Here is a 21,893-nt window from a genome sequence, read left to right on the forward strand (position 1 = left end):
AACCTTCGACCCTCTGATTAAAAGTCAGATGCTCTACCAACTGAGCTAATGGCTCCTTAAGATGCGGATTTTTCATAGAGCAAAACGACTTGGATCAAGTTCTTATCTTGTACTCTATTGAAGCAGTTTCCGTAACAACGAGATTTATAATATCATGAACAAATAGAAGTGGCAATAACTTTTTTGGTTTTTTTTCATATTTTTTTCTCAGACCAACTTATCTGCAGTTTTCAAACAAAAAACAAGCCCCTGAAAACAGGGGCTTGCGGGTATTCTGCTTAGTTCGCACGGTACACGCTGCGAAGGACATTTGTCTGTGAACGGTCTGGACCGACAGAGAAAATAGAAAGCGGAATGCCTGTCAGCTGAGACACACGCTCAAGATAGTGGCGCGCGTTTTCCGGAAGCTCGCTAAGGCTCTTCGCACCTGTGATATCCTCAGTCCAGCCTGGCATTTCTTCATAAACCGGTTCACATTCTGCAAGTTCTTTAAGGCTTGCAGGGAACTCTTCGATGACTTCTCCTTTGTAACGGTAAGCCACACAAATTTTCAGTGTTTCAATACCTGTTAACACGTCAATTGAGTTCAATGAAAGATCTGTGATTCCGCTGACACGGCGGGCGTGGCGGACAACGACACTGTCAAACCAGCCGACACGGCGCGGGCGTCCTGTTGTTGTTCCGTATTCACGTCCGACTTCACGGATTTGATCGCCGATTTCGTCTTTCAGCTCAGTCGGGAAAGGACCATCGCCGACACGAGTCGTATAGGCTTTTGAGACACCGACTACGTGCTGGATTTTTGTCGGGCCGACACCTGAACCGATGGTGACTCCGCCGGCAACCGGGTTAGATGACGTAACAAACGGGTATGTTCCTTGATCGATATCAAGCATAACCCCTTGTGCGCCTTCAAATAACACGCGTCGTCCTTCATCAAGCGCATCATTTAAAACAACGGATGTATCGCAGACATATTTCTTAATCTGCTGTCCGTATTCATAATACTCATCTAAGATATCTTCTATTTTAAATCCTTCTGTCTCGTACATTTTCTCAAGCAGACGGTTTTTTTCTTCAAGATTGCGCTCGAGTTTCTCCGCAAACGCGTCACGATCCAACAGATCCGCGATACGAATGCCGATACGGGCTGCTTTATCCATATAAGCAGGGCCGATTCCTTTTTTCGTTGTGCCGATCTTGTTTGCTCCTTTTCGCTCTTCTTCCACTTCATCCAACTTCAAATGATACGGCAGAATCACGTGGGCTCTGTTGCTGATTCTCAGGTTATCTGTACTGACGTTGCGCTCATGAAGATACGCAAGCTCTGTGACTAATGCTTTTGGATCTACAACCATTCCGTTTCCGATCACACACGTCTTATCTTTATAGAAAATTCCAGACGGGATTAAGTGAAGCTTGTATGTGACTCCGTCAAACTTGATGGTGTGCCCTGCGTTATTTCCGCCTTGATAACGGGCGATCACTTCTGCATTTTCTGACAGGAAATCTGTGATTTTGCCTTTCCCTTCATCGCCCCATTGCGTACCTACTACAACTACTGAAGACATGTCCGTGCACCTCCGTTAACCTTTCAAAAACGATTCTATTCAAACAAATCAAGTTTATCAGTGAAGAAACAGAAAGTCAATTGTAAATCCGAACATTAAATTCTTGTAAATCCAAATTCGTTCGCTTTAAATGACTTTAGAAGCGTTTTCTTAAAGATTTGCCTTGAAAAGCTCATGAAACTTTTATCCTTTAGCAGAGGAAAGAATCACTTGCCTGAAATCCCTTTTGTGTTCATAAACACGATCCGCCAGCCGTCTGGATCCTCTATTGTCACCCCTCCATGACTCCAGTACGGGTTCTCAGGTTCAGCCTCCTGATAGCCCATGCTTTTTAATTTTACAGTGATGGCTTTGATGTCTTCTTCGCTCGGCACATAAAAGACGAGCAGGCTATCTGGGTGGGGAACGGGGGCTGTTCTTTCCTCTGCATGCTGGGTGAATTCCAAGTGGTAATCGGTATGCGGGAGGCCAAACATGACTCCGTCAAACCCATTATGCTGATGAAATTCACCAATTCGTTCTAAGCCCAGCCCTTCTTCATAAAAGCGAATGATCTGATCAAGCCGGCCCGTAGGTCTTGCTATCCGAATTTGCGCGGCATGAAATTGTGAAAAACGATTTCTCATTGTTACCCTCTCCTTTTTGTCTCATTTTATTAAAACGCTTTCATTTTTACATCCGCTAAGTGGCTGGTTCCTCTTCAGTCTTTTGGACGAGAAAACCCCAAGAAGAAGCTCTTGGGGTTTACGCGCCAGGCGGAACACCTGCGTCGTCAAAACGCCGTTCCAGGTTGACGAATTTATTGTATTCTTTTACGAACGCAAGAGACACGGTTCCTACCGGGCCGTTACGCTGTTTGGCAATAATGATTTCGATAATGTTTTTGTTCTCAGATTCTTTGTCATAGTAGTCATCACGGTAAAGGAACGCGACAATATCCGCATCCTGCTCGATACTTCCTGATTCACGGATATCAGACATCATCGGACGTTTATCCTGACGCTGCTCAACGCCACGTGAAAGCTGAGAAAGCGCGATAACAGGGACTTGAAGCTCCCTGGCAATCGATTTCAGTTCACGGGAAATTTCTGATACTTCCTGCTGACGGTTATCCTTTGAACGTCCGCTTCCCTGAATCAATTGCAAGTAATCAATCAAAATCATGCCAAGGCCGCTTTCCTGCTTCAAACGGCGGCATTTTGCGCGGATTTCACTGACACGGATACCCGGTGTATCATCGATATAAATCCCGCTGTTGGACAGGCTTCCCATCGCCATCGTCAGCTTACCCCAATCTTCTTCGGTCAGATTTCCTGTACGAAGATTTTGGGCATTGATATTTCCCTCGGCACAAAGCATACGCATAACGAGCTGCTCGGCACCCATCTCAAGACTGAAAATGGCTACACTCTCGTCGGTCTTCGTCGCTACGTTTTGCGCGATATTCAAGGCAAAGGCCGTTTTCCCTACTGACGGACGGGCAGCCACAATAATCAAGTCATTGCGCTGGAATCCGGCAGTCATCCGATCAAGCTCAGAAAACCCTGTCGGAATCCCGGTAATATCGCCTTTTCGATTGTGAAGCTGCTCGATGTTATCATACGTCTGAACAAGGACATCCTTGATATTTTGGAAGGCGCTTGTATTTTTGCGCTGCGCCACTTCCATAATCGTTTTTTCCGCTTCACTGAGTAAATCTTCGACCTCGTCCTCGCGGGTATATCCGTCCTGAGCGATGGTTGTCGCTGTTCTGATTAACCGGCGAAGAATTGATTTTTCCTCAACGATCTTTGCGTAATATTCTATGTTAGCCGCTGTCGGCACCGAGTTTGCGATATCAGTCAGATACGATATGCCTCCCACTTCTTCCAGCAGGTCCGTGTTGGCAAGCTCTGACGTCACCGTAACTAAATCAACCGGTTCACCGCGGTCTCCGAGCACCAGCATCGCATTATAAATTTTTTGGTGAGACATTCTATAGAAATCATCTGGAATCAATACCTCTGAAGCCAGTGTTAAAGCAGACGGCTGTAAAAAAATAGCGCCTAACACGGCTTGTTCGGCTTCTATATTTTGCGGCGGCAGCCGATCATTCAGAAGGTCTGTCATGCTAAGCACCGTCCTCTCATTAAAAAATCTCCAAACTCCATTTTACCATTTATCCAGAAAAAAAATAGAAAAATTCTTTGTTTCCCATTTTTTTCAGTCAGCAGATTGGATAGTTTCGGACAGTGCCAGGCTGGGAAAAAAACTGATAAAACTTGAGGGAGGAATGAATGATGCTGAAAAAATACGCCGTAACACCCAACGTCGATGCGGACGGCTGGTTTATCAAAGTGGAGAATGTGGCGCCTACAGCTTTATACACCTCAAAAGACGCCGCTATTGAAAAAGCGAAGCAGGTAGCCAAAGAGAACAGTCCGGCGAAGCTTGTGATTTATGACCAGCATAAAAATGTGGAAGATGAATTCTCTTTCTAACAAACTACTGAAAGCCTTCGCTGCCGCGGGGCTTTTTTTAGCAGGTACGACACGTTATTCCATCCATTTGAATCCAATACGCATCATGAGATCCGCCGCCTTTTGATACAGCTCCCACTCTTCAAAGGAAGCAAATTTCCCCATCAGCTCCTGAAGCTTATGCCGCAATGCAATATATTCTTCCAATGTGACAGCTTTCTCTGTGTCTATCTGTTGCTCATACAGCATTTGTTTTAATAATGATAATGGTTTGTTCATGATGAACCCTCCTTATCTCTTTTATAAGGGGCATTTTCAGAATGCACCATCCCTTTGTGATATCTTCTTACGTTCCGCATCTGATTCTTGTACAATGGACAAAAGAGAGGAGGGATCTTTGTGAGACCTTTGCAAATTTCTGCTGAAACTGCACAAAAGCTTGCAGAGTCTTTGAATCTGCCGCTTGAACAGATCATGCATATGCCTCAGCATATTCTGCTTGCCAAAATGGCTGAATTGCAGAAAGAGGACAAATCATAACCTGCACTCGCATACTTGCTTACATGTATCGGAATGATATTAAGTATATGTTAGAAAAGAGGAGTAACTGCTTTGCCACATCCACAAAATAAAAAAATCCAATCGTTTTGGCTGATTGCCGGTATTATCTTTATCGCGTTTAACTTAAGACCCGCAATCACTTCAGTCGGGCCGGTCATCAGCTCCATCAGGACCGAGCTGCACATGTCCAATGGGGCAGCCGGTTTTTTGACCGCACTGCCGCTGCTTTCGTTTGCCGTTCTTTCTCCGCTCGCGCCTAAGCTCGGACGGGGCCTAGGAAATGAGCGAACCTTATGGCTTGGTCTCCTGATACTGTTTATCGGTGTTTTGATTCGATCTGCCGGCTATACCCCCGCTTTGTTTTTCGGAACGGCACTCATCGGAATCGGAATAGCGATCGGAAACGTACTTTTGCCAAGCTTAATCAAACATAAATACCCTGAAAAGCCAGGGATCATGATCAGCCTGTATACGACATCAATGAATATATTCGCTGCTTTAGCATCAGGTATCAGCGTTCCTTTAGCGTCCCAGTTGGATGGCGGATGGAAACAGGGATTTCTTTTATGGGGAGGCTTGGCATGTCTAGCCTTGCTGATTTGGATACCTCAGCTTCGCCATCGGGATGCGTCCAACCAGACGCCGCAGCTTAAAACCAGTCCGATTTGGGCTTCCAAAGTGGCATGGTTTGTCACCATCTTCATGGGCCTGCAATCATTTTTATTTTACAGCAGTATCGCCTGGTTTCCTGAGATTCTCCGTTCACACGGGATTGATACGTCAACCGCCGGATGGCTGGTATCACTCATGCAATTTGCGAGTCTGCCTTCCACTTTTCTGACACCGGTTTTAGCTGACCGCGTGAAACATCAGCGCGGTATCGTTGCAGCGCTGACCGCAGTCTATCTGATCGGTCTATGCGGATTATTAACAGGCGGCAGCCATGCTATGCTTGCCATCTGGATGGTGATTATCGGTATCGGACAAGGCTCCAGCATTAGTCTGGCACTCACTCTCATTGGACTCCGCAGTGAAAATGCGTATCAGGCTGCAGCGCTGTCAGGCATGTCACAGTCATTTGGCTACCTTCTTGCAGCCGTCGGGCCGATCTTTGTTGGGTATCTCTTTGACCAGACACATTCATGGACAATGCCGATTGTGCTTCTTATTGCTGCTTTAATCGTCATGGGAACAGCAGGACTCGGGGCAGGACGCGATCGATACGTCCTTCAGACAGAGAGAAAGAGAAATTCAGCGTAGAAAAAGGGCGGGGAAGATGTCTCCGTCTCTTTTTTTATGAAAAAGCTGTCAGACATTCCTTGAATCTTTATGGTTTATTCATAAGTTTTTCATTTTTGTTTTTTACAATAGGACATCATAAAGAGGTGAAAAACGATGAAAACCAAACGTTTCGACACGGTCCTTATTGTTATTTTGCTTGCAGCGGCTTTTCTCAACACCTATCACATTTGGCAGGATGACGCTGCGAACCAATACTATCTGGCAGCGGTGAAAAGCATGACGCAGAGCTTCCACAATTTCTTCTATGCGTCATTTGACCCTTCCGGATTTGTAACAGTTGATAAGCCGCCTGTTGTTTTATGGATTCAAACGATTTTCGCGCTGATCTTTGGTGTTCATACGTGGAGTGTCATCATTCCTCAGGCTCTCGCCGGGGTTGGATCGGTATTCCTTCTGTACAGAATGATCAAACCGACATTTGGCATTGGAGCGGCCCGCGCCGCCGCACTTGTCATGGCGCTGACACCGATCGCAGTCGTCGTCAGCCGGACAAACAACATTGACAGTATGCTTGTCTTTACCTTATTGCTCGGTTCATCATGCCTGCTTCGGGCGGTCAAAGAAGGCAAGCTCGTTTGGCTTCTGACGGCATTTGGCCTGATCGGCCTTGCATTTAATATGAAAATGATGCAAGCCTTTATGGTATTGCCTGCATTTGTGTTATTCTACCTGATTGCTACTCGGGTTTCGCTAAAGAAAAGAATAGGTTCGCTGATTCTGTCTCTTATCCTCCTGACCGCTATATCGCTCTCATGGGCGGTTATTGTGGATTCAACATCCTCCTCCAGCCGGCCGTATATCGGAAGCAGCCAGACAAACTCTGTGTTAGAACTCGCCTTCGGATATAACGGCACAGAGCGGCTGCTTGGGCAAACCACCGGCCTTGCACGTGGTGATATGAATGCCGCAGGCGGCGGTAACATGCAGAATAATGGCACGATGCAAGCGCCAAATCACAATGAATCCTCTGACGGAACCTCTTCATCTCAGAACAGAAACAGCAAGGCAGATGGAAATCAAAACAGCACCGGTTCCTTCGGGGGCAATGCACAGGCTCCTCAGCCGCCTTCTGGACAAAGCGGCGCTTCCAATGGAGGGGGAGGCACACCTCCAACAGGCGGACCAGGAAATGGAGGACCCGGCGGTGGCGGCGGAAAAAGCATGAACATGTTCGGCACAGGTGATGCAGGACCGCTTCGTCTCTTCCAATCTGCTCTTTCCGGCCAGATCAGCTGGATGCTTCCATTCGCATTGATCGGATTACTAGGTGTAATTGTCAGCTGGTATCGTGATCGCCGCGGTCAGGCTACGGAAATGAAAGAAACGATATTCTGGACAGCATGGCTCGGACCTGTGGCAGGTTTCTTCAGCATCGCGGGTTTCTTCCACCAGTATTACTTGATTATGCTGGCACCGCCGATTGCCGCACTTTCCGGTATCGGATGGTATACAATGTACCGCTTATACAAAAACAATAAAGATTGGGCAAACTGCCTGCTGCCAGCGGCCGTCTTCATCACAGCCGCATTCCAAGTCTATATGTTAAGTGCTTATACAAGCCAAATCGGCAGTGGTTGGATGTATGTACTCGGACTCGCAGGACTCGGCATCACCATTGCTCTGCTCATGTTCAAAAGCAGCAAACAGCTAATCATTGTCAGCTTATGCGTGCTGCTGCTCGCACCAATCTACTGGTCAGCAACGCCGCTTTTATACGGGGGCAACAGCGTTCTTCCTGAATCCGGCCCGCAGCTTAAAAGCTCGGCAAACGGAGGAAACATGTTCTCCTCAGAAATGGACACCGGTCTCCTGTCTTATCTGAGGGAGCATAATACCGGCGAAGAGTATTTATTTGCTACGTTGACAACCGTAACGGCTGCGCCATATATCATCAATACAGATGAATCTGTCATGGCACTCGGCGGCTTCAACGGCACAGATCCGATTCTGACTGTCTCTGAGCTGAAAAAACTGGTCAATGAGGGCAAAGTGAAATACTTCCTGCTGTCAGAAACTAACTCAGGCAATACTGAACTCGTTTCTTGGATCAAGAAACACGGCCAAGAAATATCTTCTGACGAGTACAGCAGTTCCACGAGCAGCACAAGCAGCCTGCAAGGCATGAAAGGTGGACCTGGCGGAGAAAGCCGGCAAACCCTTTATCTCGCAGAATAAAAAAAGAGGCTTGGATCAATCCAAGCCTCTTTTCTATTAAGCTTCTTCTTTTACATGTACCTTTAACACAGCCTGCACCTCAGGATGCAATTTCACAGGAACGTTTGTATATCCTAACGCACGGATGCCGTCCGGCAGTTCTAGCTTCCGCTTATCCACTTTAATGTTATGGTCTTTTTGAAGCTGTTCAGTAATTTGCTTGCTTGTGACAGAGCCGAACAAACGGCCGCCTTCACCTGATTTCGCGCTGAGCTCAACAGTCAGTTTTTCTAATGTTTCTTTTAAGCTCTTTGCCTGCTCAAGCTCTGCGATGGCTTCTTTTTTCTCTTTCTGCTTTTGACCGTTTAGTACACTGATGTTTGACGCGTTCGCTTCAACCGCGAGGCCTTTTTTAATCAGAAAGTTATGCGCATAACCGTCTGCTACGTTTTTCACTTCGCCTTTTTTTCCTTTTCCTTTTACATCCTGTAAGAAAATAACCTTCATCTTTGTACGCCTCCCTCAAAATACTCATCTATGGCGCCCTTCAGCCGCTCCAGCGCTTCTGTTACTGAAATGCCGGATAACTGAGTCGCCGCATTTGTTAAATGTCCTCCGCCTTCCAGCGCCTCCATGATGATCTGAACATTCACATCGCCAAGAGACCTCGCACTGATACAAACAGTTTGTTCATCACGTCTTGCTACCGCAAATGAAGCCTCAACCTCGCTCATCGACAGCAGTGAATCCGCAGCCTGCGCAATCAGCACTTGATCGAAATATTCATCCTCATTCTCAGGCAGAGACGCAATCGCGATGTTCTCTTTATAGAGGGCCGTATGCTGGATCAGCTTCGCCCGTTTAATATAGGAATCAACGGTTTCTTTGAGGAACTTCTGCACAAGCACCGTATCGGCGCCTTTCGCTCTTAAATATGAAGCTGCATCAAAGGTCCGCGAGCCCGTGCGGAGTGAAAAGCTCTTTGTATCCACTATTATACCAGCTAATAGGGCGGTTGCTTCAATCATATTGATTTTTAAGCGCTTCGGCTGATACTCTAGCAGCTCTGTCACCAATTCCGCTGTTGATGAAGCGTACGGCTCCATATAGACGAGCAGCGGGTCTCTGATAAATTCTTCGCCTCTGCGGTGATGGTCGATGACCACAATATGTTCAATTTTGTTTACCAGCCGTTCTTCCATGACAAGCGACGGCTTATGTGTATCCACGATGACAAGCAGCGTGTCGTCATTGGCAATTTCCATCGCTTCTTCAGGCGTAATGAACCTTGACCACAGATCTTCATATTTTTTAATTTCCTCAATCAAGCGCTGCACACTTGAACCGATTTGATTCGGATCAATCACAATAAATCCATCTTTGTTATTTGCCTGTGACACCTTTAATATCCCGATCGCCGCGCCGATAGAATCCATGTCGGGGAATTTGTGTCCCATGATAATCACATTGCTGCTTTCAGAAACGATTTCCTTTAAAGCATGAGAAATCACGCGGGCGCGCACCCTTGTTCGCTTCTCCATCGGGTTTGTTTTACCGCCGTAAAACTTCACTTTACCGTTTGGCAGCTTAATGGCTACCTGGTCTCCGCCGCGTCCCAGCGCTAAGTCCAGACTGGATTGCGCCAAATCGCCAAGCTCCTTCAACGATGAGACCGAAGCTCCTATACCAACGCTTAAGGTCAGCGCAACGCCGTCAAATGAAGTTTTTTCCCGTACCTCATCCAGAATCGAAAACTTCGAATTTTCAAGTTCGGTTAAAATGTGTTCATTAAGCACAGCGATGAAACGTTCGGATGAAGTCCTTTTCAGGAATATTCCATACTCCTGCGCCCAAGCGTTGAGCAAAGATGTCACTTGGCTGTTCATCGTGCTTCTCGTCTGGTCGTCTAATCCTTGCGTCACATCATCATAGTTATCAAGGAAAATATAGGCCAACACAGTTCTTTCATTTTCATATTGCTTTTCAATCTGTATCTGTTCCGTCACATCGAAGAAATAAAGCAGACGCTCATCCCGTTTGATGACCACTTTAAATTTTCGGTCATTCAATGTAACCGTTTCCGATTCTACCTCTTGTTTGATGAGCGGCACAACTGATTCACAAGTATCATAAAGTGATCTCCCCACTAATGTACTTTCATTAAAGCAAGAAGAGAGAAACGGATTTGCCCATTCTATATAGTATTGATCATTAAAAAGCATGATGCCGATCGGCATTTCCATCAATGCCTCTTCACCGACTTTTTTCAACCTGTAGGATAACGTAGAAATATAAGCGTCAATCTCTTTTCGAATAAGAGAATCCGCGCGTTTTATAAAAAACAGTATAACTGCAAGCAGCAACACTTCGACGGTTCCTATGATCCAGTTAAAATAAAAGCTGATGAGGATTGTAATGATTGACAAAGTAATCAATGCATAGATGGGATACCGAAACAACGGTTTTTCATAAAAGCTTGGCATTTCTATCACTCCCCACCATGTGAGTACAACTCATATTCACTTCACCTTATTCCTTATGTTAAAGCCCATGTCCATAACGCCTAAAATGCGAATGGCTGCCATAAAAATCGGATGCAGCAGACCAAGAATGACTGCAATGACGGCGACTGCCTTCGGATATTTTTTCTTATGGCAATAGAAAAAGATAAATGATAAACCCTGGATAAAAATAAGAAACCCGAGTATAAACTCCCCATTTAAAGCGATAGAGTACAGCATTTGGCCTTTTTCTAAAGGCAGAAATGAAAGAATGACAATCAACAAATACAGTACTACCACACTTTGCGGAAACTTCAACTCTCTAAAAGGCTTTAGACTAGGAATATCGGGGGAGAATCGCCTTAAGAGCGGCTTAGCGATAAGGTAACTGAGGAAAGAAAAAATGGCTCCTACCATCACGATAGCTGTTGGAAAAAGATATTGAACCGTACTCAATTGTTCTTCCATCAGTTTCATTTGTTTCTCAAGCTCTTCAGCATTACCCGATTGTTTCAAAACGGATTCAACGATATCGAGTGATTGCCGGTATTGTGTCATTGCTTCATCAATGATATTGATACCCAAAAACTGAATGCTTATCACAAAATAGAACACGATACAAAGCATATAAATAAGGGCACCCGAAATAATAGCATGACCGGGTTCTCTTTTTTTGAAAAAATGCCCCATGGCAATGCCCGCACAAGCTGACATAAAAGCTACAATAAGTCCGTTAAAGGACCCGACAATAAAGACAACAGGAAGACTGACAGCGCCCATCCATAATCCTAATTTCAATCCGTGTCTGATCGTATAAAGGATCATAGGCAGCGGCAGTGCAAATAACAGAATTGTTCCAATCAATGGAACATAAACGACCAACAATGTGATGATCGCAAACAGACTGATTAAAATAGCACCTTCCATTAATGCTCTTGTTTGTTTCACTTAGTCACCTCGTATCATACTGAACATACGAATAGAAAAGAGCAGCATAAACGACTGCTCTTTTTTTCATCGCCGCAACATGTTTTGCACCAATGTTTTCATATCATCTCTAAAATTACTTTTATATTTTAACATAAGTCCAAATCGCAAGTAAAATGACGTCAATGTTTCATGTGAAACATTGCAAACGAAAAGACATTCTTTAAAAGAATGCCCATCACTTCTTATTCTTTATCATCCATAAAACCAGAAGTTTCTTTGTTTTTCTTCTTCGTTTTTCTGACATACACAAATATTAAAATCACAAGTAAAAGGGTTGTTGCTTGCAGAACGCCGCTGCTAAACAAGAAAAAGTTCTTTATCATGTCCCACATCGTGTTTCACCTCTTTTTGGATGTTCTCAACCCGTATCCTATATAAGGTGAATTTCCCTTTTTAAAAACTTCAAAACATCATGAACAACATTGAACGTTGGGCATATGCTGATACAGAATCTGATTGATAAAGGAGATTTGTTACATGGATGAACGCAGAACGTTGGCTTGGCATGAAACATTAGAGATGCATGAGCTGGTTGCTTTTCAGGCAAACGGGCTCATTAAACTGAAGAAAATGATTAGAGAAGTTAGAGATCCTCAACTCAGACAGCTTTATAGCGTGTCCATTCAGGCCGTTGAGCAAAACTTAAAAGAGCTTCTCCCGTTCTTCCCTCAGGCGCCGATGCCTCGCGATGATGAAGAGGAAGAGCGCGCGGATAATCCATTTTACAGCGGTGACCTGCTCGGCTTTGCCAAAACATCTGTCCGCAGCTATGCCATCGCAATTACAGAAACAGCAACACCTCAATTAAGAACCGTACTTGTCAAACAGCTAAACGCTGCCATTAAGTTGCATGCACAGGTTTATCAATACATGTATCAGCATGGATACTACCCATCTTACAACCTTTCTGATCTGTTAAAAAATGACGTCAGAAACGCCAATAAAGCCATTTCGATGAAATAAAAGTAGCAGCAAAGGCTCTCCCTTTGCTGCTACTTCTGCTGTTCTTTTAATAAACTGTTCGAACGACGCGCCTCCAGTACTTCTCGATTGGCGTCGCCCCATTCTTTCATTTGCAATACAATCGGCTCAAGCGTTCGCCCGAATTCTGTCAGAGAATACTCAACCTTGGGCGGCACCTGGTGATAAACTTCGCGATGAACAATGCCATCCGCTTCAAGCTCCCGAAGCTGCAGGGTCAGCATTCGTTGGGTAATACTCGGGCAGATTTTGCGAAACTCATTGAACCGTTTCTTGCCATCTATCATGTGATAAAAAAGGATTCCTTTCCACTTTCCGCCAATGACATCTAGTGTAAATTCAACTGGACAGCCTTCTTTGTTCGGATAAATATTATTTTTTCGGCTCATGTTCGACCCTCCAATAGTACCTTTTTTGATACTACAGATCATTTTGCAACTGACCTACCCAGTATTTTACACACCTTTCCTCTTCCACTCAAAAAAAATGCTTTTTATTCACATCAATTTTTAAGGGTTTGCATGATTACACCCGCAGCAAGACGTGTTAAACTATAAAAAGAATGTTTACACTACTTAAAAAAGGATAAGGAGTTATCATGGAAAAAATACTTATTTTCGGACACCAAAATCCAGACACAGATACGATTTGCTCTGCTATTGCTTACGCTGATTTAAAAAACAAACTCGGTTTTAACGCTGAGCCTGTCAGACTTGGACAAGTCAACGGCGAAACACAATATGCGCTTGATTACTTCAAACAAGAAAGCCCTCGTCTTGTAGAAACAGCTGCAAACGAAGTGAACGGCGTTATCCTTGTTGACCACAACGAACGCCAGCAAAGCATCAAGGATATTGAAGACGTTCAGGTTCTTGAAGTCATCGACCATCACAGAATCGCAAACTTCGAAACAGCTGAGCCGCTTTACTATCGTGCTGAGCCTGTCGGCTGTACGGCTACAATCTTAAACAAAATGTACAAAGAAAATAACGTAACCATCGAGAAAGAAATTGCCGGCCTTATGCTGTCCGCTATCATTTCTGACTCTCTGTTATTCAAATCTCCAACTTGTACTGACCAAGACGTAGCGGCAGCAAAAGAACTTGCTGAAATCGCTGGCGTAGATGCTGAAGAATACGGCTTAAACATGCTGAAAGCCGGCGCTGACTTAAGCAAAAAAACAGTTGAAGAGCTGATTTCTCTTGATGCAAAAGAATTCACACTCGGCAGCAAAAAAGTCGAAATCGCACAAGTCAACACAGTGGATATCGAAGATGTGAAAAAACGCCAAGCTGAGTTAGAAGCAGTGATTTCTAAAGTTGTGGCTGAGAAGAACCTTGATCTGTTCCTTCTTGTCATCACAGACATCTTAGAAAACGATTCACTTGCACTTGCAATCGGTAACGAAGCGGACAAAGTGGAAAAAGCGTTCAACGTCACATTAGAAAACAACACAGCCCTTCTTAAAGGCGTTGTTTCTCGTAAAAAACAAGTCGTTCCTGTGTTAACAGACGCGATTGCAGAATAAGAAAAAGCATCCCGCTCCCGGGATGCTTTTCCTCATTCGCCAAGCTTTTCAATTTGCCCCATTACATCAGTCATTTGCTTAGTGTTTTGGATCAATTCGGATTGCTCCAATTCCTCAATCGATACTTTTCCTTCTTCCACTTGCTGCAAGACGTCTTCCGCACTTTTTTGCAATGTGTCGTTATGCTCCTGCAGGGTGTTGTGAAGCTCCGCTGCGGCATCAGGCGGGGTTAATTCATTAAAATCAGCCGCTGCCTTTTGAATGGACTCAAGCTGTGTCTCTAGTTTTTCTTTCGCCTCAGTGTCATTTACAGCTTCCTCAGCTAATGCAGGCGCTTCCTCTGCAAACGTCTTCACCTTTTCCACATAAGCTGACGCTTCATTTGTATAATCCAGCCCGTCATTCACCTGATCCAGTATTCCGCATCCGCCTGCCCCCAAAAGACCAGCGCCGGCCAAAACCGTCAGAACCATTTTCTTCATTGTTTGCCCCCTTATCGTTTCTTCTTCATTTTTTCTTTTAAGATCGGAATCAATTTCTCTTTCGCTAATGGCAGCCCCTTCTTCACCAATTCATGTTTCAGCCATTTCTTCAGCTTAGACATCGTAAATCTCCTCTCCCTTTTTTGATAAAAATGAAAAAAACTCCACCGATTTGGTGAAGTTTAGAAACAAAAAGACCTTCACCAAATCAGATTTGGCAAAGGTCTCGCTAACAATTAAATTGCCAGCAAAGCCGAGGACACCTTGTCCCGTAATGACGACTTTACTGTGAAAGCTACTCCCCTTTGGAGTGTTCATTTTTATTACTTTCATTCTAAAGCAATGGGCTTTTCCAGTCAAATTCCTGCTGTCCGTTTACATAAAAGAGAGCTGTGGTATTTAAAATTTGAATGGTATTTACATCCGGAGATCATGCTATGACAGAGGAGGTTTTCATCATGAGTCAAGAGCGCGTGAAACGGCCCGGGCATACCAGATGGTATATATCTTCGTTACTGAGCGGCATTATCATTCTTAATTATTTTGATCGAGTGGCCATTTCTGTAGCTGCCCCGGCGATACAAGATTCGTTTCACCTCACAGCAACTGAACTCGGCATTGTGTTTTCGATTTACACATATTCGTACACACTGATGCAGCTGCCCGTCGGAAGTTTATTGGACAGGTTTGGCGTGGCCTGGGTCACAAGAATCGGAATGACGGTTTGGAGCATTCTAACGATCATTCTCGCTTTTTTACAAGGAAAACTGCTCTTATATGTGTTCCGGTTTCTCATTGGGCTGACAAGCGCATCGGCGTTCCCCGCCGCTTCCAAAGCAACCGCTCTATGGTTTCCGCCAAGCGAACGGGGTCTGGCGAACTCACTGTTTGATTCAGCCGCCAAATTTTCAAACGTAATCGGAGCGCCGCTGGTCGCCTTTCTCGTCACAACATTTGACTGGCGGGTCGCCTTTTTAACGATCGGATGCATCAATGTGCTGTTTACCATCTTTTTCTGGCAGTACTACGAGCAGCCCGAACGGCACAAACGCATTTCCAAAAGCGAATTAAACTATATTCAGAAACACAATACAATCACAACAGAGCAAATCCCTTACAAAACGGGTCCGCTTTTAAAAAAGCTTTTCACTAATCGTAAAGTATGGGGCTTAATGATCGGATTTACGGGGTACGGCTATACATTCAACCTGCTGCTTACATGGCTACCGACTTTCTTTAAGCATACATACGGAATGGATCTCATGTCATCCGGTTTATTCACCGCCGTGCCGTGGCTGATCTCAACCATTTCCGGCATTGTGGTCGGCGGCTGGCTCGTCGATTACCTTATCAAAAAAGGCTATTCCAACACCAAGGTGTACCGAACCGTGATCATTGTAGGGATGAGCTTCGGCTTTTTCTTTTTAGGCTCCATTTTGACGAATAATATCACCGTCGCGATTATCTGCATTTCAATCGGCCTCGCCGGCGTTTCTGCAACGGCTCCGGTCGGCTGGTCCATCTCCGCAGAACTGGCCCCGATTGGCTCCGTTTCCATGCTGAGTTCCATGGTAAACCTGGCAAACAACCTATTCGGAGGCATAATCGCCGCTTCACTCACGGGATATTTGTTTGATGTGACAGGTTCCTTTACGCTCAGCTTCCTGGTTGCCGGTTTTGTATTGCTGCTTGGGCTGATTTTTTACGTATTTGTGCTGGGAGATGTGAAAAGAATTAAGTTGGAGTAAAGAGTGCTTGTGTGCAAGCACTCTTTTCTTTGATCATAAAACAGCTTTCTCGGGGGCTATATCCCATTCTCTCCGGGTAAAAATAACATCATTTTTATTCTTGACTCCAACCAAAGGTAAGGCCTCATAGTGATAGAGGAAGGAGGGATTGAGTTGTGAAAGTAACAGTAAAAGAACTGTCGCACATTGCGAACGTGACAATCAAAACGCTTTATCACTACCACAAAATCGGCTTGCTGGTCCCAAAAGAAATCAGCGAAGCCGGGTATCGGTACTATGGTGCCGACGAGCTAAAAAGACTGCAGGAAATCCTTTTTTACAAAGAATTAGATATTCCTTTGTCAGAAATAAAAAGGTTATTAGATGAGGATGCTGACAGAACTGGCACATTAGAAAAGCAAAAAAAGCTGTTTGAAAAGAAAATTAAAAAGTACCAGCGCTTCGTTCAAACGGTCAATATGTCTTTAGAATACACAAGAAAAGGTGAGAACATGGATCATAAGGTCATGTTTAAAGGATTTGAAACCGCTGACGAATGGAAACAATCTTTAGCGGAACAAAATGACCATTTAAAAGAGCATTACGATTTTGAAGTAGATACCCACGCTGTCAATGTAGATGAAATGAACAAAATGGCGATAGAGGCAAAACATTTTCTTGATGGAATGGCTGATTTTTTAAGAAGCGGTGTCACGTATCATGACCCTGCCGTGCAAGAGCATGTCATGAATCATATTACGTTCCTGAATCAAAACGGACATCCGACAAGCAAAGAAGATTACGTAAAACAAACACGATTTTTTATGCAGGATGATTTCCATCGAGGAATGTTAGAAGAGCAGCAAACCGGTTTATCTTATTATCTGACCGTCGTTGCAGAACACCTGTAGCGTGAGTCTTTGCGACTACGCATTCTCTCTGCTCAAGTTGCGGCACCGCCAACAATCGATACATTCTGCCGGTCAACGCCAAAATTCCGCCCGTTCCATTTCAATACGGTTTGAACATATCCCAATGAGTCAGCGTTATATCTTCCGGCGATCCGCTGATACGCCAGCAATTCGTATACGCCATCTCTGTTGAAATCAACCGGATACAAGCCGGACAAAGGATTGACCCAGCCTTCTATCGGCGCTTTTAAAACACCCTGATTCGTATAAATTTCATTCAAATAGTCTCTGCCTTTGTAAGTAAGATCCAGTATATATTGTTCATGCTGGCGTTGACTGATCACGCTCGCTTTATATTGATTTTGATAGCTCACACTGTACTTGAATTCATCATTAAAAGAATCCGAATTGAAAATCTGTCTGAACTGCCGGTTCATATAGGCAAACACATACGCATAGATAGAGCCTCCGCTTCCCCCGGTATCGATTACAACAGCCACATCTTCCGTTTGATTGCCTGTCACATCAGCCAGAAAAAGTGACGGATTGTATCCGATATTGTTATGAAGCTGGATTTGCCGTTCCTGATGTGTTTTGCCGTCACGTATCACCAAAGTGATATTTCTCCATAGCGGACTGCCTGACGTTTGATTGCCAGTAAGGAAGACTTCATCAGCGACTCCATCTCCCGTCACATCCCCCCGCGCTGCAGTAATAATGGCGCGCGAGAAAACGGGCTGCCTATAGACATATGGATACTGGTAAAGCGTTGATTCTCCGGCATGATAAACCCAATAAGGTGCCATTCTGCTGTTGTATGGATTCAATTGAATTCACCCTTTCCTATTCACCTTCATGAATCATTATATGCAGGAAAAGTACACAGCAGATCACATGCAGCCCGTCTTGTTTCAGAATGTCACGAAAATGAATGTCAATGTAGAGGAAGGGCCTGTAAAAAGAACCGGTGCGCTTGGTCCGATTCTATCTGTCTATATAAGAGATCCAGATCAGAACCTGATTGAACTATCATAGTATCTTTAAATCTCCCAAAACATACCGAGTGAATTTGGTATGTTTTTGAGGGACTTATTCCTTCTAAAAAAACGATACTCAAAATAGTTTCACCCTTCTCCCCAACCAATTAATATTCTTTAATCTCTATACTTTAAAACATACCTTTTATACAGTTCTTCATTATAAAGAATGCTTTGTCCATGCGATGAGCAGATAAGAATTGGTTTGATTTCATCTATGATTGCGCCGCTATCTATATTCTCATTCATATCGACGCTAAATTTTCTGATAGGCGGGTGCAGCTCCTCCTTACTTGTAATAAAAAGGTCTCCCGATAATAAAATGTTATCAGTTTCATGATGGTAGATAACATGCCCCGGAGAATGTCCGGGTGCTACATAGTATTGTATCGGCAAATGAGCAAGTGTATGCTCCGTCAGCGGCCGGACAATATATGCTACCCCTGTGTTTTCGACGTCATTTTTGTTCGGATAAGGCGCTTCTCCATTTATATAAATCAGTTCTTTTTGATGGGCATAAATAGGAATGTCAAACTTCTCTAACCATCTTGCTGCACCTTGAATATGATCACTATGGCCATGGGTCAGCAGAATGGCTTTTGGATTGCCAATTGCCAACGCTGCCATTATTTGCGCATCTGCGAAACGTTCTATTCCTGTATCAATGATATAAACATCATCGCCATCTTTAATAAACCAAATATGAACTGGGATATGAATCGGTACATCGAGTTCAAATTCACACTGATAGACATGTTCTGATATTTGTATTAAGTTCAAGCAAACCACTTCCTTTGTATATTTTTGTTACCATTACTGTAATACAATTTACAAATAAGGTGGATATGTAATGAAGCACATTTTTGTAACTTAAATTGTGGGGTGACGATATGGGAAATCGGTTCAATGGGTATGGTGCTTGCAGTGCAGAAGGAAAAAAGCATGTCCTGCAGAAATGACTTTACACATTATCCGCGGAAAAAGGATGCTGACGTTGCAAATAAGGGAACTAGAAGCAGATGGTGTAGTGAAGAGAAAGGCAGAGAATACTGTACCGGAAAAGGTGGAATATTCTTTAACAAAACTCGGCGAAAAGCTATCTCCTATCATTTCATCGATGGGGAATCGAATATCTGAGTCATTCAAAACCGCCCAGAGCGTAATGAAAGGGACATGGCTGACTATTAGACATAGCTTCATGCCAATTAAAAAACCTGGACGAAAAAATTCAAGATCATCACAGGCTTTAAGTATTTCAAAATATAAGGAATTACATCATTTTACTTTGCGTTTTTTTCAATATGGCGCCGTCCATCTGCTTTGTACACTCTCTATGTTCTTTTTACAGATGGAGAAAGTATGTTTTCTATTAGATACTCAATTTAAAGTATTTCTCAAATGCAGCTTTTCCGCTTTGTGTAACCTTAATAGCTCTAGTTTTAGGCATACGCACAATCCATTGTTGTTCTAGCATCCTATCTAATAATGCATGTCCCAAAGCGCCTGCTAAATGATGCTGCCGCTCGCTCCAATCTAAACAGCAAAGCGAAAAAGATCTCCTCTTATTTCTTTGTTTTTCTTCGTCGACTCCAAAATCCTTGAAAAACAAAGAGCCTTCTGAAGTCACCTCGAACTGTAAATCCGCTTTTCGTAAGAAGCCCTGCTCGACTAATGAATATGTCACTTGCACGCCGATATAACCAGCCAAATGATCATAACAGGTACGGGCAAAGTGTAAATCACTTTTTTCTTTTGAATCATTGAAAGACTTCACTTTTGAATCAGGCGAAATACTGAGCAATTGTTCGATCACTTTTGCAGCATCGGCGCTAGCCAATTTATAATATCGATGTCTTCCATGCTTCTCTACACTGATGAGCTGTGCTTCAAGTAATTTTTGCAGGTGAAAGCTCGCAGTTTGAGGCTTGATTTTAGCGAAATATGCAAGCTCTCCAGCAGGGTGTATTCTTCCATCCATAAGGCTCAAAAGAATAGAAGAACGCGTGGGATCAGATAGTAACGAAGCAACCTTTGCAATATTAGGATTCATCATTCTCCTCCTTACATTCATATTTCGATGATAGTTGAAATGTTAAACCTTTACAATATAAATAAATAATGATTAGGAGGCAGTAAGCGTTGAACAGTGAAAAACAAGACACTCTTCATTATAAAGAAATCAAACCAAACATTATGTACTATGGCACGTCAACATTCCTTCTTTCCACTTTGAATGAAGACGGAACCACCAATATTAGTCCGATGTCTTCCTCGTGGGCGCTTGGAAACTATATTGTTCTGGGCGTAGGACTAGGAGGAAAAGCCATTGAAAATATAAAGAGACACAAAGAATGTGTCATTAACTTGCCCAGCCCCGATTTATGGAAAAACGTTGAAAGAATTTCGTCTTTTAGCGGAAAAAAGAATATCCCGCCTTTGAAGAAACAGCTCGGGTTTACTTACAAAAAAGAGAAATACGAAGCGGCAGGGTTAACACCTTTACCATCAATGACAGTAGCACCAACAAGAATTAAAGAATGCCCTATCCAAATAGAAGCAGAAGTGAAACATATTCGGATACCAGAATACGAACCATCATTTGCGATTGTGGAAACACAAGCTTTACATTTTCATGCCGAGGAAAAGATCATATTGAACGACAACCACATTGACCCTTCAAAATGGAGTCCGCTTATTTATAATTTCAGACACTATTTTGGTTTAGGAAAAGAAATAGGAAAAACCTTTCGTTCGGAAACATGACTCAATAAACCTTTTAATGGGAAATTGCGTATTATACCCCTTCTATGCTTCAATGGAAATCGTTAGTAACAGCTTAAAATAAAAATGGAGATATTGAAAATGAGAATTTTAAATACGAGATTTAAACGTTTATTGAGATTAAGAGATTTTGAATTCTTTCAAGTAGAATGAAACGATGATGAGAGATTTGCTTTTTTATTATACGTTGATGAAAGATTTCCAGATTCTGAAGAAGGTAACAATATTAATGTTTATTTGATTTCTCACTTTGAGCTACCTGATTCATCATATCAAGCTGTGCTACGTTTTCATGATGATCTATTGGGTATGAAACATAATTGTTCATATGTAATGGACACTTTAACTGTTACAGAGGAATTTAATTTCGATTTCCCATTTGATATGCCAGCTATTCGTGAATATGTTCAAGAGTTATTGTCCGCTTTAAAAATTGACAAAAAACTTCCTGAATTTGAAGAAACGGATTTCAATTATTTATCTCAAGAATAGTAAAGGATTAGCATGTATAACCAGTAATTTTGGATATGGTGTACAAAGTATTGTATATGCATTAAGAAAGTGTTGTTTGATTTGCACAGAGAAACATTAAAATTCATACTAACTTTATTTGCAGTCTATGCTACATCCAAGTTACAAATGAAATTGGTCCTGCTAACGATTGGTTTCTAAAAAGACTTATTCAGTTTTTAATTTGTATAGTTGTTTTTTTGGTTATTACTTTTATATTCCCCCCAAAAAAGAATAAGTGAATTTCATTTTGGAAAAAAAGAGCTCTCATTGAGCTTTTTTTTAAGTTGTGTACTTCTGGTAAGTCTATATGCTATTCTACTCTGCATTGATGCCATGACTATTAGAATAACCATTTCTTCATTCAGATGACGGAATGAAAAAAGAGTAGACCTTTC

The 21,893-nt window shown here is 43.2% G+C and carries 22 protein-coding genes and 3 pseudogenes; 12 read left to right on the top strand and 13 right to left on the bottom strand.

Translation table 11 applies throughout. The annotated features are described in order from the left end of the window. Nucleotides 1–278 precede the first annotated feature (278 nt). The 3 genes from purA to dnaB form a co-directional block, all read right to left on the bottom strand. Nucleotides 279–1,571 (bottom strand): adenylosuccinate synthase, encoded by a 1,293-nt coding sequence (gene purA / locus LNN34_RS20870; RefSeq protein WP_044160210.1) that lies wholly within the window; start codon nt 1,569–1,571, stop codon nt 279–281. A 206-nt stretch (nt 1,572–1,777) separates the two neighbouring features. Beyond that, the gene (locus tag LNN34_RS20875; RefSeq protein WP_044160212.1) at nt 1,778–2,197 is read right to left on the bottom strand and encodes a VOC family protein; all 420 of its coding nucleotides are present in this window, start codon (nt 2,195–2,197) and stop codon (nt 1,778–1,780) included. A 118-nt stretch (nt 2,198–2,315) separates the two neighbouring features. Then, on the bottom strand, nt 2,316–3,680 hold the full coding sequence (gene dnaB, locus LNN34_RS20880; RefSeq protein ID WP_024123520.1) for a replicative DNA helicase: 1,365 nt from the start codon (nt 3,678–3,680) through the stop codon (nt 2,316–2,318). Between the two features lie 170 nt (nt 3,681–3,850). Here dnaB and LNN34_RS20885 point away from each other — a divergent pair, with 170 nt between their 5' ends. Further along, nucleotides 3,851–4,051, top strand: coding sequence for a DUF2188 domain-containing protein (locus tag LNN34_RS20885; protein ID WP_044160214.1), 201 nt, complete (start codon nt 3,851–3,853; stop codon nt 4,049–4,051). A gap of 54 nt (nt 4,052–4,105) precedes the next feature. Here LNN34_RS20885 and LNN34_RS20890 read toward each other — a convergent pair whose 3' ends face one another. Then, on the bottom strand, nt 4,106–4,309 hold the full coding sequence (locus tag LNN34_RS20890) for a hypothetical protein (RefSeq protein WP_044160216.1): 204 nt from the start codon (nt 4,307–4,309) through the stop codon (nt 4,106–4,108). 120 nt (nt 4,310–4,429) lie between these two features. On the opposite strand from LNN34_RS20890, the gene LNN34_RS20895 reads away from it, so the two are divergent. From LNN34_RS20895 to LNN34_RS20905, 3 genes are all read left to right on the top strand, one after another. Then, the gene (locus tag LNN34_RS20895) at nt 4,430–4,570 is read left to right on the top strand and encodes a YycC family protein (RefSeq protein ID WP_003242786.1); all 141 of its coding nucleotides are present in this window, start codon (nt 4,430–4,432) and stop codon (nt 4,568–4,570) included. A 72-nt stretch (nt 4,571–4,642) separates the two neighbouring features. Continuing rightward, a complete protein-coding gene (locus LNN34_RS20900; protein ID WP_229044497.1) occupies nt 4,643–5,851 on the top strand; it encodes a CynX/NimT family MFS transporter in 1,209 nt (402 codons plus the stop codon). A 135-nt stretch (nt 5,852–5,986) separates the two neighbouring features. Next, nucleotides 5,987–8,068 (top strand): ArnT family glycosyltransferase, encoded by a 2,082-nt coding sequence (locus LNN34_RS20905; protein WP_229044498.1) that lies wholly within the window; start codon nt 5,987–5,989, stop codon nt 8,066–8,068. 36 nt (nt 8,069–8,104) lie between these two features. On the opposite strand, the gene rplI is transcribed toward LNN34_RS20905, so the two are convergent. The 4 genes from rplI to LNN34_RS20925 all read right to left on the bottom strand — a co-directional run bounded on the left by rplI (nt 8,105) and on the right by LNN34_RS20925 (nt 11,870). Beyond that, the gene (gene rplI / locus LNN34_RS20910) at nt 8,105–8,554 is read right to left on the bottom strand and encodes a 50S ribosomal protein L9 (protein WP_010332608.1); all 450 of its coding nucleotides are present in this window, start codon (nt 8,552–8,554) and stop codon (nt 8,105–8,107) included. Next, nucleotides 8,551–10,530: a cyclic-di-AMP phosphodiesterase GdpP gene (gene gdpP / locus LNN34_RS20915; protein ID WP_044160221.1), complete on the bottom strand. Its 1,980-nt coding sequence runs from the start codon at nt 10,528–10,530 to the stop codon at nt 8,551–8,553. Before gdpP ends, rplI begins: the two co-directional genes overlap by 4 nt. A 36-nt stretch (nt 10,531–10,566) precedes the next feature. Continuing rightward, nucleotides 10,567–11,496: a YybS family protein gene (locus LNN34_RS20920; protein ID WP_059335332.1), complete on the bottom strand. Its 930-nt coding sequence runs from the start codon at nt 11,494–11,496 to the stop codon at nt 10,567–10,569. Between the two features lie 224 nt (nt 11,497–11,720). Then, the gene (locus tag LNN34_RS20925) at nt 11,721–11,870 is read right to left on the bottom strand and encodes a hypothetical protein (RefSeq protein ID WP_044160223.1); all 150 of its coding nucleotides are present in this window, start codon (nt 11,868–11,870) and stop codon (nt 11,721–11,723) included. Nucleotides 11,871–12,015: 145 nt separating this feature from the next. Between LNN34_RS20925 and LNN34_RS20930 the strand changes: the two genes are divergently transcribed. After that, a complete protein-coding gene (locus tag LNN34_RS20930; protein ID WP_024123527.1) occupies nt 12,016–12,501 on the top strand; it encodes a spore coat protein in 486 nt (161 codons plus the stop codon). Between the two features lie 29 nt (nt 12,502–12,530). Here the strand turns inward: LNN34_RS20930 and LNN34_RS20935 are convergent, their stop codons facing one another. Further along, nucleotides 12,531–12,908: a winged helix-turn-helix transcriptional regulator gene (locus LNN34_RS20935; RefSeq protein WP_024123528.1), complete on the bottom strand. Its 378-nt coding sequence runs from the start codon at nt 12,906–12,908 to the stop codon at nt 12,531–12,533. Nucleotides 12,909–13,117: 209 nt separating this feature from the next. On the opposite strand from LNN34_RS20935, the gene LNN34_RS20940 reads away from it, so the two are divergent. Beyond that, nucleotides 13,118–14,047, top strand: coding sequence for a manganese-dependent inorganic pyrophosphatase (locus LNN34_RS20940; RefSeq protein ID WP_229044499.1), 930 nt, complete (start codon nt 13,118–13,120; stop codon nt 14,045–14,047). Nucleotides 14,048–14,079: 32 nt separating this feature from the next. Here LNN34_RS20940 and LNN34_RS20945 read toward each other — a convergent pair whose 3' ends face one another. Beyond that, nucleotides 14,080–14,529 (bottom strand): DUF6376 family protein, encoded by a 450-nt coding sequence (locus LNN34_RS20945; RefSeq protein ID WP_229044500.1) that lies wholly within the window; start codon nt 14,527–14,529, stop codon nt 14,080–14,082. Between the two features lie 437 nt (nt 14,530–14,966). On the opposite strand from LNN34_RS20945, the gene LNN34_RS20950 reads away from it, so the two are divergent. Together LNN34_RS20950 and LNN34_RS20955 are read left to right on the top strand one after the other, a co-directional pair. Next, entirely contained in the window at nt 14,967–16,277 is a 1,311-nt protein-coding gene (locus LNN34_RS20950) for an MFS transporter (RefSeq protein ID WP_059292131.1), read from the top strand. A gap of 155 nt (nt 16,278–16,432) precedes the next feature. Further along, nucleotides 16,433–17,167: a MerR family transcriptional regulator gene (locus tag LNN34_RS20955; protein WP_229044502.1), complete on the top strand. Its 735-nt coding sequence runs from the start codon at nt 16,433–16,435 to the stop codon at nt 17,165–17,167. 32 nt (nt 17,168–17,199) lie between these two features. Here the strand turns inward: LNN34_RS20955 and LNN34_RS20960 are convergent, their stop codons facing one another. Further along, on the bottom strand, nt 17,200–17,994 hold the full coding sequence (locus tag LNN34_RS20960; protein ID WP_199397728.1) for a hypothetical protein: 795 nt from the start codon (nt 17,992–17,994) through the stop codon (nt 17,200–17,202). Between the two features lie 97 nt (nt 17,995–18,091). Between LNN34_RS20960 and LNN34_RS20965 the strand changes: the two are divergent. Continuing rightward, nucleotides 18,092–18,202 (top strand): annotated as a pseudogene (locus LNN34_RS20965) (VOC family protein); the annotation flags it as partial. A gap of 119 nt (nt 18,203–18,321) precedes the next feature. Here LNN34_RS20965 and LNN34_RS20970 read toward each other — a convergent pair. Beyond that, nucleotides 18,322–18,984 (bottom strand): MBL fold metallo-hydrolase, encoded by a 663-nt coding sequence (locus LNN34_RS20970; protein WP_044160230.1) that lies wholly within the window; start codon nt 18,982–18,984, stop codon nt 18,322–18,324. A gap of 110 nt (nt 18,985–19,094) precedes the next feature. Here LNN34_RS20970 and LNN34_RS20975 point away from each other — a divergent pair. Continuing rightward, nucleotides 19,095–19,324, top strand: a pseudogene (locus tag LNN34_RS20975) (winged helix-turn-helix transcriptional regulator); the annotation flags it as partial. 249 nt (nt 19,325–19,573) lie between these two features. On the opposite strand, the gene LNN34_RS20980 reads toward LNN34_RS20975, so the two are convergent. Then, nucleotides 19,574–20,254 (bottom strand): ArsR/SmtB family transcription factor, encoded by a 681-nt coding sequence (locus LNN34_RS20980; RefSeq protein WP_229044557.1) that lies wholly within the window; start codon nt 20,252–20,254, stop codon nt 19,574–19,576. 89 nt (nt 20,255–20,343) lie between these two features. Here LNN34_RS20980 and LNN34_RS20985 point away from each other — a divergent pair, with 89 nt between their 5' ends. Together LNN34_RS20985 and LNN34_RS22045 are read left to right on the top strand one after the other, a co-directional pair. After that, nucleotides 20,344–20,967, top strand: a complete 624-nt coding sequence (locus LNN34_RS20985; protein ID WP_099043897.1) for a flavin reductase family protein — start codon at nt 20,344–20,346, stop codon at nt 20,965–20,967. Between the two features lie 99 nt (nt 20,968–21,066). Then, nucleotides 21,067–21,477 (top strand): annotated as a pseudogene (locus tag LNN34_RS22045) (hypothetical protein). The last annotated feature ends 416 nt before the right edge of the window (nt 21,478–21,893 follow it).

It is taken from the genome of Bacillus sp. AF23 (assembly GCF_020861455.1).
Lineage (GTDB): Bacteria > Bacillota > Bacilli > Bacillales > Bacillaceae > Bacillus > Bacillus halotolerans.